Below are 16,183 nucleotides of genomic sequence, written 5' to 3'. Positions count from 1 at the left end.
CGCGAGAGAGAATTAAATCCCTCGCCGCTTCCCCAAGCGGCGGGGGATTTTTCTTATCTGCGAAAGATGCCCACCAGCTCGACATGGGTGGTCCAGCGGAACTGCCCCACGGGCTTCACGCTCTCTAGTCTATAGCCCGCCGTCGTCAGATGCACGGCATCGCGCGCGAAGCTGGCTGGATTGCACGACACATAGGCGATCGTCGGCACGGTGGACGCGGCCAGTTGCAAAACCTGCTCCCTCGCCCCCGCGCGTGGCGGATCCAGTATCACGGCAGCAAAGCGATTCAACTCCTGCGGGGTCAGCGGGCGACGGAACAGGTCGCGATGATCCGCCACCATCCGCCGCTGCGCCTGTGCGCCGGCCTGTTTGAGCGCCAATATCGCATCGCGTGCGCCTTCCCCGGCATAGACCGGTCGATCCTGGCCCAGCGCAAGCGCGAACGTCCCAAGCCCCGCAAACAGATCGGCGATCGCGCCCCTGTCCGGTAGCGCATCCCGCACCGCACCGACCAGCGCCGCCTCGCCATCGGGCGTGGCTTGCAGGAAGGCGAAGGGCGGGAAACCGACCGGCACGCCACCGAAACTGACCGTCACTGCTTCGGGCTCCCAGCGCGTTTGCGGCCCGTCGCCCTCGTCGATGGTCAGCCGCGCCAGGGCATGGCGGCGCGCAAAATCGCCCAGCCCCTCGTCGGCAGCAAGCCCCTGCACCTTCACGCCCTCCAGCAAGAGGTCGATGCCCTGGTCGATGATCGACATGCGCACATGCGCCGCCCGCTTGTCCGGCAGGATCGTCGCCAGCAGCCCCCGCAAAGGTGCGAGCAATTCGAACAGCTTCGGGTCCAGCACCGAACACATGTCCAGATCGATCAGCTTATGGCTGCCTTCCTCGGCAAAACCGATCGCGATGCGATGGCCTGCCCGCGCAGCCCGCAGCGACGCGCGCCGCCGCGTCATCGGCGGCGAGATATGCGGCGGGCGCACGATAGCCGACGTCAACCCCTGACCCGCCAGCGCGCCCACGACCCGCCCGGTCACGAAATCGGCGTAGCTTTCGTCATCCAGTTGCTGGATCTGGCATCCGCCGCAGGCCGGGAAATGGCGGCAGGGCGGCTCGACATGATGCACGCCGAAAATGACGCTGCCGTCCGGCCCGATCCGGTCGCCCGGCGCGGTCAGCGGGAAATGGCGGCCGTCGGCCGTGATGCCGTCGCCCTTGGCGGCGATGCGGATGATGGTGTCTAAGTCGCTGTCTGTCACAATCGCGCGGCGATAGCCGCTGGCAGCACGGCAAGCAAATCATCCGCGACGAAAGCCGGGCCGGCCCGCCGCGCCGCCTCCTTGTGCAACCATAGCGCCTCGCACGCCGCGCGGAACGGATCGCCCGTCGCCGCCAGCCGTCCGGCCGCCAGTCCCGCCAGCACATCGCCGGTTCCCGCCGTCGATAACCAGGAAGACGCCCCGCAATCCACCGCCGCCCGGCCATCGGGCGCAGCGACTACGCTGTCCGCTCCCTTATAGACCACCACAGCGCCGGACGATCGCGCCGCCGCCAGCGCCCGATCGATCTTGCTGCCCGGCAGATCGCCGAAAAGCCGCTGAAATTCGCCCTCATGCGGCGTGATGATGGCTGGCCGGGGCAAATCGGCAAAACCCTTATCCGCCAAGAGCCAAAGCGCATCGGCATCGGCGACCAACGGCACATCGGTGTCGGCCAGGGCGGCAAGCCTGTCCCAGGCTGCATCATCGCGCCCCAGCCCAGGCCCGACCAGAACCGCCTTGGCGCGGTTGGAATCGGGAGATGCGCTCTTCACGATGGCATGGCTCAACGCTGGTACATGTCCATCGACGATCAATCGAACATAACCCGCACCCGACCGCGCAGCCGCTTCGGCGGACAGGCAGGCGGCGCCCACCATTTCGCCCGCCACCACCGCCACCAGTCCGCGCGTATATTTGTACGCCTGTGCCCCCGGCGCAATCAAAGCAGGCGCATCCAGTCGATGTACCGCACTCGGAACGGCGATCCCGATGTCCGCCAGCACCAGCCGCCCCCTATATGCGGCGGCCGGCTGCAACAAATGGGCGGGCTTATACGCCCCCAGCGCAATGCACGTTTCGAAGCGCGGCACGACGGACAATAAGGCGCCGCTATCGGTATCCACGCCGCTCGGCAGGTCGATCGCATGGCTGATCGTCGCCGCCCCGGCCAGTTGGCACAGGCGCTCCGCCACAGCATCGTCCAGGCCGCGGGTCAGCCCGGTGCCGAACAGCGCATCGACCAATTGCCCCGCCGGCGCGGCAGTCATGATATTCTCGACTGGCCCGTCCCACGCCGCCCGCGCACGCTGGCTCGACGCGGTACGGCTCTCGCCCAACGCGGCGACCCGCACCGCCACGCCTCGCTCGCGCAGCAACCGCCCAATCACGAAACCGTCGCCACCATTATTGCCCGGACCGCACAATATCAACGCATCGCGCTGATGCCCGGCGCGCCAGATGATCTCCGCCGCAACCGCGCCGGCCGTCTCCATCAATCCAAAATCATCGACGCCCGCGTCGAAGGCCACCCGCTCGGCCGCGCGCATCTGCGCCGCCGTCAGGATCGGCCCGCCACTCATTTTCCGTCAACCGTGCCGATATGCGCCGGCAGCCGATAGCGATCGCCCCCGGCAACCACCTCGATCCGCCTGTCGTCCAATATCGTCAGCTTCGCCGCTTCCGCGCCATCAGCCGCCTCCAGCCCGCGCCCGTCGTCCAGCACGCGAAAGCGCCGGAATCCGCCATCCGGGTGGCGCAGCGTCAGCATCTTGCCCGCCCGTTCGACCACACAGTCACGGGTCCAGTCCTGCGACCCGCCCAGCGCGCAATCCGCCTTGCCATCATCGACCGGCTCGGCCTCTGCCGCCGTGCCAGTCTGCCCCGGCGAGGATGACGGCGCCTGTTCATTGCAGCCGGCCAATGTCGCCAGCGCAATCATTGCACAACCGATCCGCCTCATGCCAGCGCGCACCTGCAAGCCAGCGCCACCGGTCCCAATATCGCCGCAAAACGCGCCTGACCCTCGGCATCGCCGACCAGATCCTGCCGCATCTCTACGCCCAGATAGGGGATGCCATTGGCCTCGGCATGGCGGTTCATGGTCGCATTCAGCAATGTCCCGGCATAGGGCAACTGGTCGCCGACATTCAGCCCCGCCGCTTCCAGTATCGGAATGGCGATCCGCGCCGCACGATCATCCTGATTATACAGCACGCCGATATCCCAAGGCCGCGGCTGATCCGGGTCGTTCGCCAGCTTCGGCGTGAAACTATGCACCGAAAGGATGAACGGCGCCGTCATCCTATCCAGCAACTGCGCGACACGATGATGATAGGGATGATGAAACCGCATCATCCGATCATTCAGGTTCGCGCCGCGATTGCCGGCGATGGCATGGCCATCGCTCATCACCGGCAACAGGCCGGGCGCATCCTCTTCACGATTGAGGTCGATCACCAGCCGCGACACGCCGCCCAATATCGCCGTCGCACCCAGTTGTGCGGCCAGCAACCGGCTGACCGCGGCCACGCCGATATCGACCGCGATATGCTCGTTCAGCAATGCCGGGTCGATGCCGAGGTCAATATCCGCCGGCACATGGGCGGACGCATGGTCCGCGACGATCAGCAGGTCCAGCCCGCCGCCGTCGATCTGTTCATAGGCTTGCGTCATGCGCTTCTGATCCGCGTTTCCATCGTCCACCAATCGCTATGGGCCTGCGCCACCGCCCGTGCCGCGACGGCCATCGCCGCCTCACTGCGAAACAGCGCGAAGCAGGTGGCGCCAGATCCCGACATGCGCGCCAGCAGCACATCCTCTTGCGCCGCCAGCATCGCCAGCACATCCCCGATCACCGGTGCCACGGCCAGCGCCGGCGCCTCCAGGTCATTGCGTCCGTCTGCGCACAAGGCGTCCAGACTGTCCGCATCCAACGCCCCGCGATCCACCCGGTCCCATCCGGCAAAGACCTGCGCGGTCGACACGCCGACGCCCGGATTGACCAACAGCATCGGCAGTCCTTCCAACCCGTCGATCGCATGGCGGGCCAGCCGTTCGCCACGCCCCTTGACCATCTGCGTCACGCTCGCGACGCAGGCCGGGACGTCAGAACCCAGATCCAAAGCCAATCCGGCCAGCTCCGCCGGATCGATCCGCACATCCCACAGCCGCGCCAGCAAGCGCAACGTCGCGGCGGCATCCGCCGACCCGCCACCGATCCCCGATGCCACCGGCAAATTTTTCGTCAGCCGGATCGCCGCGCCGCGCTCTGTCCCCAGATAGGCCTGCAACGCGCGCGCTGCCCGCACCACCAGATTGTCCGCGCCGGCATCCAGCGCCGCGCCGAACGGCCCGTCGATGGTCAGGTCGATCGCGCCATCCTCGCTCGTCCAGGCCCGTAACACATCGCCATGGTCGGCAAAGACGAACAGGCTTTCCAGGGCATGATAGCCATCGTCACGCCGCGTCCGCACATGCAGAGCGACATTGACCTTGGCATAGGCGACTTCCTTCACTGGCCGCGACCCCGCGTCCGCATCCAGCGCCATATCAGGGTGCGGCATATTCGGGCCTCATCCCCTCCTTGCGCTTTGCTGCCAGCCGCTCTGCGACATCGCCCTCGGCAAAGACCGAGGCGGCGGCCCAGGCATAGCGTGCCTCGTAACGGCGTCCGGCCACCCATAGCGCATCGCCCAGATGCTCGTTGATCGTGCTGTCTGTAGGAGCGGCCGCCGCCGCCCGCTCCAGCACCGGCACCGCATCCTGAACATTGCCAGTCACGAACTGCGCCCAGCCCAGCGAATCGGTAATGGAGGCATCCTGGGGCTTGAGCGCGCTCGCCTTCTTCAATAACGCAAGCGCCGCCTCGACATTCTGCCGCCGCTCGATCTGCGCATAGCCCAGATAATTGAGGATCACCGGCTCGTTCGGCGCCATCGTCGCAGCCCGCTCCAGCACGGCGCGTGCCTCGTCCCATCTTTTGCCCTGCTCCAGCGCGCTGCCCTCGAACAGCAACAACGTCCACGGCATCTGGTCCGGGGCGAAGCCGGCCTGCGCCGCGTGGAAGGCCGCCGCCGCGCCATCGAAATCCTGCTTCTGCGACAGCAACCGGCCCAGCCGCACCTGCCGCTCTGCCTCCGCGCCCGGTTCCGCCGCCTGAAGGCGCGCCAGCGTCAAGGCGCCATCGATATCGCCGGCCGCCGCCAGTGCATCGATCAGCTCTGCCTGCGCCAACGGGGCATACCAATCCTTGGCCGGCACCTTGCCCGCTTCGGCTGCGCCACCTGCCGCATGATCCTGCGCGGTCAGCAGCCGCGCCGCCACGATATGGATGTCCGCGCCGTCGGGATCGGCAAAGGTCGCGATCCGCGCCAGACGCAGCCCCAATGTCGATGCGCCTGCGTCGGCCGACACATCCACCGCCAGCCGCGACAGCAGCCGGGCAAACCCCTGGGCCGGTGTCGCCCCGGCGCGCAATGATTTGGGCAGCTTGCCCTGTTCTATGTCCGCCCGCGCCCGCGCGAAATTGGCGCTGCCCACGGGCAGCAGCATCAAAGCTTCCGCCTTGGCCCCGCGCGCTGCCAACTGCCCTGCGAAGGCCAGTCTTAATGTCGCGCCGTCACCGATCCTGATGGCCAATGCCTTGCGGATCGCCGGAACAGCCGTCGCCAGATCGCGCTGCGCCAGCGCCTGGAACGCCATATGTTCGTCGGCATAGCGCAGCCCCAGCGCCGCGAACCGATCCTTGCCGTCGATCGCCGCCGGCGCATATCGGCCTTCGCCCAGCGATATCCAACTGCGGATGATCGGCGCGAGAAAGGCGAAATTGCCTTCCTCCACCATCCGGTCGGTCATCGCCTGCGCACCGGCCCAGTCTTTCGCCGTCAGCGCCTCGCCGATCATCATCAGCGTTCCGTCGCGCGGCAGGGCGCCAGCCGCATCCAGCAGCGCCGCCGACTGCCGCGCCAACGACCGATCGCCGCTCTCCATCGCCTGCGCATAGGAGCGACGTGCAATTTCGATCCGCGCCGGATCCTGCTTCAACGCTTCGCGATAGCTGGCTACCGCCAGCGTCAGTGCGCCATCGCCATCCGCCATCCGTGCCCGCGCATAGGCGTGAAGCGCGCCGTCAGGTTCCACCGACGCCCCGGCGACAGCCGGGGTCGCCAGCATCAACAAAGAAATCAGGCGCTTACATATTGGGATAGTTCGGTCCTCCGCCACCTTCGGGGACGACCCAATTGATATTCTGGGTCGGGTCCTTGATGTCGCACGTCTTGCAATGGACGCAATTCTGCGCGTTGATCTGGAAACGGGCAAGCCCTTCTTCCTGACCGACCACTTCATAGACGCCGGCGGGGCAGTAACGCTGCGCCGGTTCGTCATAAAGGGGCAGATTGTAGCTGATCGGGATCGTGGGATCCTTCAGCTGCAAATGGACCGGCTGGTCCTCCTCATGGTTGGTGTTCGACAGGAAGACCGACGACAAGCGATCGAAGCTGACCACGCCATCGGGCTTGGGATAGTCGATCTTCGTGCAGGCGTCCTTGGGCCAGATCTTCTCATTGTCGGCCTTGTGCTTCATCGTGAAGGGCAGGCCGATCTTCAGCGTGCGCATCCACATATCGATGCCCGCGAGCAGCGTGCCGATAGTTCCGCCAAATTTGCTGAGCAGCGGCTCGGCATTCTTGACCAGCTGCAATTCGGTCGCGATCCAGCTGGAGCGCAGGCGCAGTTCATAATCGTCCAGCACGTCGCGGGCGCGCTCATTCTGGATCGCCTCGAACGCCGCCTCGGCCGCCAGCATGCCCGACTTCATCGCCGTATGCGTGCCCTTGATCCGGGGTACGTTGACGAAGCCGGCCGAACAGCCGATCAGCGCGCCGCCGGGGAACACCAGCTTGGGAATGGACTGCCAGCCACCCTCGTTGATCGCCCGCGCGCCATAGGACACGCGGCGCCCGCCCTCCAGGAACTTGCGGATTTCCGGATGCTGTTTCCAGCGCTGGAATTCCTCGAACGGATAGAGATGCGGGTTGCGATAGCCAAGGCCCACCACGAAGCCCAATGCCACCTGCCCATTGGCCTGATGATAGAGGAAGCCACCCCCATAGGCGTCGGTCAGCGGCCAGCCCTGCGAATGGATCACCAGTCCTGGCTGATGCAGCGCGGGGTCGATATCCCACAATTCCTTCATGCCCAGGCCATAGACCTGCGGCTCGCTGTCCGCGTCCAGCGCAAACTGGCGTTTCAATATCTTGGTCAGGTGGCCGCGCGCACCTTCGGCGAAGAAGGTATATTTGGCATGCAGCTCAAGGCCGGGTTGATAATCGCCCTTGCGATTGCCTTCCCGATCGATGCCCATGTCACCGGTGGCCACGCCCTTCACGCTGCCATCTTCATTGTAGAGGATTTCCGCCGCCGCGAAGCCGGGGAAGATTTCGACGCCCAGCCCCTCGGCCTGCTCCGCCAGCCAGCGGCACAGATTGCCCAGCGACCCGGTATAGGTGCCCTTATTGTGCATCGAGCCCGGCGTCATGATGTGCGGCATGGCGATCTTGCCGGTCTTGGTCAGGAACCAATGCTGATTGTCGGTCACCGGCACATCCGCCAGCGAACAGCCCTGCGTCCGCCATTCAGGCAGCAATTCGTCGAGCGCCTTGGGATCGATCACTGCCCCGGACAGGATATGGGCGCCGATTTCCGACCCCTTTTCCAGCACGCATACCGCCAGTTCCTGGCCGGCTGCATCGGCCAGTTGCTTCAACCTGATCGCCGCAGACAGCCCTGCCGGTCCCCCGCCGACAATGACGATGTCATAGGGCATCGATTCCCGTTCGCTCATTCATCCCTCCATTCGGCACCGGCGGGCTGCACCCCGTCTTTTCCGATCGCCGCATTAGTCCAACAGTTTACCACCCAAGGCGATGAAGCACCTTGACCCGATCGTCAACCTCTGGCCCTAGCTGATTGTGATGCGGGGTTTATTGCAGGATGATGCGGCAGTGTGCGCCGATGCCTATCTGGCATGGTGGCAACTGGCCGGGGTGGATGGTGCCGTAACGGAAGCGCCGTTCAACTGGCTGCGTCCCATTTCTGCCCTTCCTGCGACCGCGAACAACGCCATTTCCGTGGCTCCTGCCATACATAAGCCCCAGACGCTCGAATCGTTCCTCGACTGGCTTGCCAATGATCCCGCGCAGCCCGAACGGCGCTGGTCCGGCACGCAGATCGCGCCGGTCGGCAAGGAGCAGGCCGGGCTTATGGTCGTCACCGACCTGCCCGACCCGGCGGACCTGGGCGAAGGGCGTCTGCTGGCCGATCGTGCCGGGCTTTTGTTCGAAGGCATGCTGCGCGCCATCGGCCTCGACCGCGACGCCATCCATCTCGCGTCGCTCTTCACCACGCGCCCCCCCGGCGGCATGGTGGAAGCGTCGGACCTTACCGCCGCCGCCAACCGGATGCGCACCCATGTTGCGCTGGCCCGGCCGCGCCGCCTGCTGCTGCTCGGCGATCGGACGATCCGTGCGCTGCTTCCGACCAGCGACGGCGCGGCCGCCAGCGGTTTACACGACTTTAACCATGATGGCGGCATTGTGCCCGCCATTGCCACATTCCACCCCCGCCTGCTGCTGACCCAGCCCGCGGCCAAGGCGGAATGTTGGCGCACCTTGCAAAGCCTGATCGAGGAAGCCCGTCCGTGATTCGCGCCGCGACCCAAATATCCCGCCTTGCCCTGATCGCGATGGGCCTTGCCGTCACACTGCCCGCAAAGGCCGAAACGACCCCGGTCCTGCCGACATCCCTTTCCGCTGAAACTTCCCCACTGCAACTGAGCGACGGTGACAAGGCCCGCTACCGTGCCATCTTCACCGCGCTCCAGGCCCAGCAATGGACGGATGCCAGGGCGATGATCGCCACGCTCGACAGCCAGGACGCCGTCCGCCCGCTCGCCTTGTCGGAACTCTATCTGGCTAAGGGGTCGCCCAAGGTCGAACTGTTCGACCTGCTTGACCTCATCAACAAGGCCGCCTGGCTGCCCAAGGCGGACCAGCTTTCCCGCCTCGCGCAACGGCGCGGCGCAACCATCCTGCCCACCCTGCCGCAGATCCAGAAGATGGTGTGGCTGGGCGCCGCCCCCCGCCGCCAATATGTCGCCGCGACCAAGACGGATATGCTGGCGCAGGCGCTCGCAGGCCAGATCCAGACCTATGTCAAGAATGACGACCCGATCGGCGCCGAAGGGCTGCTGGGTACCGGCGAAGCGGGCCTGACCAATGAAGGCCTGACCGAAGTACGCCAACGGGTCGCCTGGGCCTATTATATCGAGAATGACGACACCAACGCCCGCCGCATGGCCGCGCGCGCGCTGGAAACCCGTACCGGCGGCGACTGGACCGTGCAGGCGCACTGGACCGCCGGATTGGCAGCATGGCGCCAGAATGATTGCCGCGCCGCCGCCCCCGCCTTCGCCAACGTCGCTGCCCTTGCGGGGGACGCCGACATGCGATCGGCCGGCGCCTATTGGGCCTCGCGCGCCTATATGGTCTGCGGCGAAGCGGAAAAGGTCGCCAACTATCTGAAGCAGGCCGCACGTTCCGACGAAACCTTCTACGGCCTGCTGGCCCGTGAATCGCTGGGCCTGCCGCTGGGTGGCGCCCCCGTCGGCAGCCGTTTCGGCGCGCTGGAATGGCAAAAGCTCAAGAACAGCCCCAATGCCCGCGCCGCCATCGCCTTGTCGGCGATCGGCGACAATGGGCGGGCCGACGAACTCATCCGCTATCAGGCGAAGATCGGCGGCGGCGATCAATATGACGCGCTGCTCCGTCTTGCCAGCGCATTGAACCTGCCCGCCACCCAGCTCTGGCTTGCCCATAACGGCCCGGCCGGCAAGCAGCCCGACAGCTTCGCCCGCTTCCCCGCGCCCGACTGGCGCCCCGATGGCGGCTGGCGTGTCGATCCCTCGCTAATCTATGCCCATACCCTTCAGGAATCCGGCTTCCGCTCCGATGTTGTGAGCAGCGCCGGCGCGCGCGGCCTGATGCAGGTGCGTCCCGGCACGGCCGGCGATGTGGGCCTCAGCAACGCGGCGCAACTGTTCGTGCCCTCGACCAACATGGAATATGGACAGCGCTATCTGGAATCGCTGCGCGACATGAGCGCCACCGGCGGCCTGCTGCCCAAGGTGATGGCCGCCTATAATGCCGGTCCGCTGCCCGTCGATCGCTGGAACACGCAGGTTCATGACAAGGGCGATCCGCTGCTCTTCATGGAATCGCTGCCCTATTATGAAACCCGCGCTTATGTGAACATCGTCATGCGCAACTATTGGATGTACCAGATCCAGGCGAAGGGCAGCGCCGACTGCCTGACCGGCATGGCGCAGGGCCTGTGGCCGACCTTCCCCAATGCGAAGGGCGTGAAGCTCGTCCGCCTGAGCAAGGCCGACGGTCGCGGGGCCCCAAATGCCTCTGCGGGCGGTGGCGCCGACTGATGCCGATCGACGAGGGCCGGACCTTCATCCCGGTTCGCATCGCCGTGCTGACCATATCGGACACGCGCAGCCTTGCCGAGGATCGCTCCGGCGACACTTTGGTCGAGCGGTTGGAGAGCGCAGGTCATATCCTTGCTGCCCGTTATATCGAGCGCGACGATAAATCCACCATCGTCGCGCGCCTCCATGCCTGGATCGACGATCCCGACATCGACGTCATCCTCACCACCGGCGGCACCGGCGTCACCGGCCGCGACGTCACGCCCGAAGCGCTGGCCCAGGTGCAGGACAAGGAAATTCCCGGTTTTGGCGAACTGTTTCGCTGGCTGAGTTTCCAGAGCATCGGCACCTCCACCATCCAATCGCGTGCCACCGCCTGCGTCGCGCGCGGCACCTATATCTTCGCGCTGCCGGGCTCGACTGGCGCGGTGAAGGACGCATGGGACGGCATTTTGGTCACCCAGCTGGACAGCCGTTTCCGCCCCTGCAATTTCGTGGAACTGATGCCCCGCCTGACCGAGCGATGAAAAGTTTTTTATCGATTAGTTAGCTAACTAATCGTCCGAAATATCGCTCGAACGAATATCATTTAACTGTCTCACTCGCTGTCTCAGTTGACATTTCGTTCCTTATATGTTCTCATCACTCATGGCGATCGAGAAAGGCAGGGGCGCAACATCAAACGGCGACAGCCGCCGCTTCAACCTGCCGCAGCGCGAAGCGGACGGCGACTGGCTGGACGCGATCGGCGACATTGACGGCCCCGCCACCCGCACCCGAACACAGGTCACGATCGAGCATCCCCGCACGATCCTGACCCGCAACCAATCCCCCGACATCGGCTTCAGCCAATCGATCAACGCCTATCGGGGCTGCGAGCATGGCTGCATCTATTGCTTTGCCCGGCCCTCCCATGCCTATCATGACCTTTCGCCGGGGCTGGATTTCGAAACCAAGCTGTTCGCCAAACCCGACGCCGCAAAACTGCTCCGCGCCGAATTGTCGAGGAAAAATTACGTCGTGGCGCCGATCGCCATGGGGACCAACACCGATCCCTATCAGCCGATCGAAAAGGACTGGGGCATCACCCGTTCGATATTGGAGATCATGGTCGAAACCCGACACCCGACCTATATCACCACCAAGTCCGACCGCATATTGCGCGACATCGACCTGCTCGCCGATCTTGCGCGCGACGGGCTGGTCGCCGTGGTCCTCTCCGTCACCAGTCTCGACCCCGCCGTCGCGCGCACGCTGGAGCCGCGCGCACCTCATCCGCTCCGCCGGGTGGAGGCGATCCGCCGACTGGCGGAGGCCGGCATCCCCGTCACCGCCAGCATATCCCCCATCATCCCGGCCATCACCGACCATGAGATCGAAGCGCTCGTCGCCCGCGTCGCAGGGGCCGGCGCGCGCGAAGTCACCTACATCCCCGTCCGCCTCCCACATGAGGTCGCCCCGCTCTTCCGCGCCTGGCTGGATGCCCATTATCCCGACCGCGCCGGCAAGGTGATGGCCATCATCCGCGACCTGCGCGGCGGGCGGGACAATGATCCGGATTTCGGCACGCGGATGCGTGGTCAGGGCGTCTGGGCCGACCTCATCCGCACCCGCTTCTTAAAGGCGCGCAAACGCGCTGGCCTCGGTGCCGAACGCCTGACCCTGCGCACCGACCTCTTCCACCCACCCGAAGGCGCGCAGATGCGTTTGTTTTAGATCAACGGCGTAGCAGGACGTCTTCATAATGGCTGAAGCGCTTGCCACGGCTTTTGCTGCGCCACCCCTGCCAGCGTGAAAAGGCAAAAAAGGCTAAGGCGGGAAAAAGAATGAGTGGCCAGAACCGAGGAGCCATGTCGAAATAACCCGCTGCGCTGAGCAGGCTCCCCGTAATGGCGGCCATCATGCCCATTTCGTAACGCCACTGGTGCAGGTCGTTGTCGGAACGGAAGGCAGGCTCAACCAACGGTGACCCGATATCTTTGCCGCTGTGCGACCGCAAGCCTTTGACCCTGTCGTTGCGTGGCAAATGCCTCATCCCGCCAGCCGCATCGCCTGCCGCCGCATCTTGGTACGATAACCGTCCGCCTTTACGTCCATCCGCTCGAACTTGTGGACCGTCAGCCCCCGGATCGTCGCGATCGCGTCGATCTGATCCGCGCCCAGGCTGTACCGATCGCCTAGAAACAGCTTCGCCGCCTGTCCATTGCCCACCGGCGCGCGCAAAAATACTTCGCTGCGCCCGCCTCCGGCACCCGCCAGCAACGCCGCCAGCGCCTCGACCGCCTGCACAGTGTCGATGTCCACCGTCAACTCCATCCGCGAAGCACTGGCAATCGCCCGGAATGGCTCGGCCCCGCGCACCGTGACGCGCGGGGTCTCCTCGCCCGGCAGTCGATCGAGTTCCACGATCAGCAGCGCGCAATCGCCGTCCTTCGACAGTTCCTCGATCGCCTTGCACGCTTCCTCGTCGAAGCAGCTCGCCTGGAACTGCCCGCTCTGGTCGGAGAAGGTCGCATTGGCATAGCGCGCCCCGCGCTTCGTCTCACGCCAGCGCACATCCTCGACCATCGCCGCCATGATCGTCATCGACCGCCCTTCGGCATTGGGCGCAGGCATGGGCGACTGGCAGATCAGGCCATAGCTTTTTGCCCCGCGCGCGTCGGCCAGATGCTTGTAGCGATCCACCGGATGCGCCGAGAAATAGAAGCCGAACGCTTCCTTTTCCTGCGCCATGCGATCCGCGACCGTCCAGGCCTGATGCGGCGGGATTCGCACGTCGGCATGGGGCGTCTCGACATCGCCGAACAGCCCCCCCTGCCCGCTCTCGCGCGCCTGCGCATTGCTGGAGGCCACCGAAAGGATCGTCTCCGCTGCCGCATGTACCCCGGCGCGATCGGCATGGATGGCGTCGAACGCCCCTGCCGCTGCCAGGCTTTCCAACTGCCGCCGGTTGAGCAGACGCGGTTCGATCCGATCGGCGAAATCATCGAGCGACTTGAACGGCCCCCTCGCCGCACGCTCGGCGACCAGCTGCTCCATCGCCTTTTCGCCCACGCCTTTCAGCCCGCCCAGCGCATAGCGCACGGCAAAGCCGAGCCTCTTGTCCTCACCCTCGCAAGGCACCGCCTCGACGGTAAAATCCGCCTCGCTCCTGTTGAGGTCAGGCGCCAGACAGGTCAGTCCCATGCGCCGCATATCATCGACGAACACGGTCAGCTTTTCGGTCAGATGGATGTCGAAGGCCATCGATCCGGCGTAGAATTCCGCCGGATAATGCGCCTTCAACCACGCTGTCTGATAAGCGAGCAGCGCATAGGCCGCCGCGTGCGACTTATTGAAACCATAGCCGGCAAACTTGTCGATCAAGTCGAACAGCTCGTTCGCTTTGGCCGGCTTGATGTCGCTGCGCGCACACCCTTCCACGAAGCGGGAGCGCTGCGCGTCCATCTCCGCTTTCACCTTCTTGCCCATGGCGCGGCGCAGAAGGTCGGCGTCACCCAGGCTATAGCCGGCCAGGATCTGCGCGGCCTGCATCACCTGTTCCTGGTAAACGAAGATACCGTAGGTTTCTTCAAGGATCGGTTTCAGCAAAATGTGCGGATATTCAATGTCTTCCTGGCCGTTCTTGCGGCGACCGAACATCGGGATATTGTCCATCGGGCCTGGACGATACAGCGACACCAGCGCGATGATGTCCCCGAAATTGGTCGGGCGCACGGCCGCCAGCGTCTTGCGCATACCTTCCGATTCCAGCTGGAACACACCGACCGTGTCACCGCGCTGGAGCAGTTCGTAAACCGCCTCGTCATCCCAGGCCAGCGTGTCGAGATCGACATGCACGCCGCGCGCCGCCAGCAACTGCACCGCCTTCTGCAACACGGACAGCGTCTTCAGGCCCAGAAAGTCGAATTTCACCAACCCCGCGCCCTCGACATATTTCATGTCGAACTGCGTCACCGGCATGTCCGATCGCGGATCGCGATAGAGCGGCACCAGTTGCTGCAACGGCCGGTCGCCGATCACCACGCCCGCCGCATGGGTGGAACTGTGGCGCGGAAAGCCCTCCAGCTTCATCGCATAATCGATCAGGCGCTTGACCTGATTGTCATTGTCATATTCCGCGCGGAATTCGGACACGCCGTTCATCGATCGTTCCAGCGTCCAGGGATCGGTCGGATGGTTTGGCACCAGCTTGGCGAGCCGATCGACCTGCCCATAGCTCATCTGCAACACGCGGCCGGTATCCTTCAGCACCGCGCGCGCCTTCAGCTTACCGAAGGTGATGATCTGCGCCACATGATCCGCGCCATATTTCTGCTGGACGTAACGGATCACCTCGCCGCGCCGCGTTTCGCAAAAGTCGATATCGAAATCGGGCATCGACACACGTTCCGGGTTCAGGAAGCGTTCGAACAGCAGGCCCAGTTGCAACGGATCGAGGTCCGTGATGGTCAGCGACCATGCGACCAGCGACCCAGCGCCCGATCCACGGCCCGGCCCGACCGGAATATCGTGATCCTTCGCCCATTTGATGAAATCGGCCACTATCAGGAAATAGCCCGGAAATCCCATCTGGATGATGATATCCGTCTCGAACTTCAGCCGGTCGAAATAGGGCTTGCGCGCGTCCTCTCCGATGATCCCGGCCTTGGCCAGCCGCGCCTCCAGCCCCGCCGTCGCCTGATCGCGCAGCATGATGCTTTCGCCCTCGATATCGCCCGCCAGGCTGGGCAGGATCGGCTTGCGCTTGGGCGCGGCAATGGCGCAGCGTTGCGCCACGACCAGTGTGTTCGCCAGCGCTTCGGGCAAGTCCTCGAACAACCGCTTCATCTCGCCCACCGGTTTCATCCAGGCGTCGGGCGAACTGGTGCGGCGATCGGGCGTTTCGACATAGGCGCTGTCGGCGATGCACAGCATCACGTCATGCGCCGCATGGAAATGCGGCTCGGCAAAGCAGGTCGGATTGGTCGCGACCAAAGGCAGGCCGCGATCATAGGCCAGTTCAAGCAGTTGCGGTTCTGCCTTACCCTCTACGGGATCCAGCCGCCGGCATATCTCGATATAGAGCCGGTCGGGAAACAGTGCCTCCAGCCGCTCGACATAGGCGACCGCCGCATCGGGCTGATCTTCGGCGAACAACCGCGCCAGCGCGCCCTCGCCGCCGGCCGTCAGTGCGATGACGCCGTCGGTCCGTCCCTCCAGCGCATCGATGGTGACATGCGGCACTTCCTCGACCGGACGGTCCAGATGCGCCATCGATACGAGCGCACAGATATTGTCGTACCCGCCAGCGTCCTGCGCGTAGAGCGCGATCCAGTCATGTACCGGTGGCGCATTGGCTGGCCGACCGGGCCGCAATATCCCCAGCATAGCGCCGATGATCGGCTGCACGCCTTCATCCTTGCACCCGTCGGAAAAGGCCATCGACCCATAAAGACCGTTCCGGTCCGTGATCGCGGCCGCCGGGAAGCCCAAAGCCTTCGCCTGTTTGGCGATCTTCTTGGGGTCGATCGCCCCTTCCAGCATGGTGAAGGAGGAAAAAACGCGCAGCGGAACGAACGGGGCATGAGGCATTGCACCAATCTAGGGATGCCGCGCGATTCGGCCCACCCCCTTCGCCACGAAATCTGTGGGTAAAGCGGCCGGCCGA

Annotated in this window: 13 protein-coding genes; 4 read left to right on the top strand and 9 right to left on the bottom strand. The window is 64.8% G+C overall.

Annotated features, from left to right (window positions below; genetic code table 11):
• Positions 1-53: 53 nt before the first annotated feature.
• Genes AC07UX_RS04710 through AC07UX_RS04680 form a run of 7 tightly spaced genes read right to left on the bottom strand, consistent with a single transcriptional unit; the run spans position 54 to position 7,884 of the window.
• On the bottom strand, positions 54-1,259 hold the full coding sequence (locus AC07UX_RS04710; RefSeq protein ID WP_495190814.1) for a class I SAM-dependent RNA methyltransferase: 1,206 nt from the start codon (positions 1,257-1,259) through the stop codon (positions 54-56).
• Complete coding sequence (locus AC07UX_RS04705; RefSeq protein WP_495190813.1) at positions 1,256-2,620, bottom strand: NAD(P)H-hydrate dehydratase; 1,365 nt, start codon at positions 2,618-2,620, stop codon at positions 1,256-1,258. The genes AC07UX_RS04710 and AC07UX_RS04705 overlap by 4 nt, the downstream gene beginning before the upstream one ends.
• Positions 2,617-2,979, bottom strand: coding sequence for a hypothetical protein (locus AC07UX_RS04700; protein ID WP_495190812.1), 363 nt, complete (start codon positions 2,977-2,979; stop codon positions 2,617-2,619). The genes AC07UX_RS04705 and AC07UX_RS04700 overlap by 4 nt, the downstream gene beginning before the upstream one ends.
• A gap of 17 nt (positions 2,980-2,996) precedes the next feature.
• Positions 2,997-3,713: an N-formylglutamate amidohydrolase gene (locus AC07UX_RS04695; RefSeq protein WP_495190811.1), complete on the bottom strand. Its 717-nt coding sequence runs from the start codon at positions 3,711-3,713 to the stop codon at positions 2,997-2,999.
• On the bottom strand, positions 3,710-4,603 hold the full coding sequence (locus AC07UX_RS04690) for a 4-(cytidine 5'-diphospho)-2-C-methyl-D-erythritol kinase (RefSeq protein WP_495190810.1): 894 nt from the start codon (positions 4,601-4,603) through the stop codon (positions 3,710-3,712). The genes AC07UX_RS04695 and AC07UX_RS04690 overlap by 4 nt, the downstream gene beginning before the upstream one ends.
• The gene (locus tag AC07UX_RS04685; protein WP_495190809.1) at positions 4,590-6,212 is read right to left on the bottom strand and encodes a tetratricopeptide repeat protein; all 1,623 of its coding nucleotides are present in this window, start codon (positions 6,210-6,212) and stop codon (positions 4,590-4,592) included. The genes AC07UX_RS04690 and AC07UX_RS04685 overlap by 14 nt, the downstream gene beginning before the upstream one ends.
• A 19-nt stretch (positions 6,213-6,231) precedes the next feature.
• A complete protein-coding gene (locus AC07UX_RS04680) occupies positions 6,232-7,884 on the bottom strand; it encodes an electron transfer flavoprotein-ubiquinone oxidoreductase (RefSeq protein WP_495190808.1) in 1,653 nt (550 codons plus the stop codon).
• A 130-nt stretch (positions 7,885-8,014) separates the two neighbouring features.
• On the opposite strand from AC07UX_RS04680, the gene AC07UX_RS04675 reads away from it, so the two are divergent.
• The 4 genes from AC07UX_RS04675 (at position 8,015) to AC07UX_RS04660 (ending at position 12,249) form a co-directional block, all read left to right on the top strand.
• Positions 8,015-8,743, top strand: coding sequence for a uracil-DNA glycosylase family protein (locus AC07UX_RS04675; protein ID WP_495190807.1), 729 nt, complete (start codon positions 8,015-8,017; stop codon positions 8,741-8,743).
• Entirely contained in the window at positions 8,740-10,533 is a 1,794-nt protein-coding gene (locus AC07UX_RS04670; protein ID WP_495190806.1) for a lytic transglycosylase domain-containing protein, read from the top strand. Before AC07UX_RS04675 ends, AC07UX_RS04670 begins: the two co-directional genes overlap by 4 nt.
• On the top strand, positions 10,533-11,060 hold the full coding sequence (gene moaB / locus AC07UX_RS04665; protein ID WP_495190805.1) for a molybdenum cofactor biosynthesis protein B: 528 nt from the start codon (positions 10,533-10,535) through the stop codon (positions 11,058-11,060). Before AC07UX_RS04670 ends, moaB begins: the two co-directional genes overlap by 1 nt.
• A 121-nt stretch (positions 11,061-11,181) precedes the next feature.
• Positions 11,182-12,249: a PA0069 family radical SAM protein gene (locus AC07UX_RS04660; RefSeq protein WP_495190804.1), complete on the top strand. Its 1,068-nt coding sequence runs from the start codon at positions 11,182-11,184 to the stop codon at positions 12,247-12,249.
• 1 nt (position 12,250) lies between these two features.
• On the opposite strand, the gene AC07UX_RS04655 is transcribed toward AC07UX_RS04660, so the two are convergent.
• Positions 12,251-12,496, bottom strand: a complete 246-nt coding sequence (locus tag AC07UX_RS04655) for a hypothetical protein (protein WP_495190803.1) — start codon at positions 12,494-12,496, stop codon at positions 12,251-12,253.
• A 68-nt stretch (positions 12,497-12,564) separates the two neighbouring features.
• Positions 12,565-16,107 carry a DNA polymerase III subunit alpha gene (gene dnaE / locus AC07UX_RS04650; protein WP_495190802.1) on the bottom strand — a complete coding sequence of 1,181 codons (3,543 nt, stop codon included), beginning with the start codon at positions 16,105-16,107 and terminating at the stop codon, positions 12,565-12,567.
• Between the last annotated feature and the right edge of the window lie 76 nt (positions 16,108-16,183).

This window comes from Sphingobium sp. GW821-FHT02B05 (genome assembly GCF_059421905.1).
Note: the sequence above shows the minus strand (reverse complement) of the source record. Positions and strands in the feature narration are given on the sequence as shown.

What these genes read in the sequence shown, in the direction of transcription:
- AC07UX_RS04680 (WP_495190808.1), bottom strand. Translation starts at nt 7,884, where the DNA reads ATGAGCGAACGGGAATCGATGCCCTATGACATCGTCATTGTCGGCGGG.
- AC07UX_RS04695 (WP_495190811.1), bottom strand. Translation starts at nt 3,713, where the DNA reads ATGACGCAAGCCTATGAACAGATCGACGGCGGCGGGCTGGACCTGCTG.
- AC07UX_RS04675 (WP_495190807.1), top strand. Translation starts at nt 8,015, where the DNA reads ATGCGGGGTTTATTGCAGGATGATGCGGCAGTGTGCGCCGATGCCTAT.
- dnaE (WP_495190802.1), bottom strand. Translation starts at nt 16,107, where the DNA reads ATGCCTCATGCCCCGTTCGTTCCGCTGCGCGTTTTTTCCTCCTTCACC.
- moaB (WP_495190805.1), top strand. Translation starts at nt 10,533, where the DNA reads ATGCCGATCGACGAGGGCCGGACCTTCATCCCGGTTCGCATCGCCGTG.
- AC07UX_RS04690 (WP_495190810.1), bottom strand. Translation starts at nt 4,603, where the DNA reads ATGCCGCACCCTGATATGGCGCTGGATGCGGACGCGGGGTCGCGGCCA.
- AC07UX_RS04700 (WP_495190812.1), bottom strand. Translation starts at nt 2,979, where the DNA reads ATGATTGCGCTGGCGACATTGGCCGGCTGCAATGAACAGGCGCCGTCA.
- AC07UX_RS04705 (WP_495190813.1), bottom strand. Translation starts at nt 2,620, where the DNA reads ATGAGTGGCGGGCCGATCCTGACGGCGGCGCAGATGCGCGCGGCCGAG.
- AC07UX_RS04685 (WP_495190809.1), bottom strand. Translation starts at nt 6,212, where the DNA reads ATGCTGGCGACCCCGGCTGTCGCCGGGGCGTCGGTGGAACCTGACGGC.
- AC07UX_RS04660 (WP_495190804.1), top strand. Translation starts at nt 11,182, where the DNA reads ATGGCGATCGAGAAAGGCAGGGGCGCAACATCAAACGGCGACAGCCGC.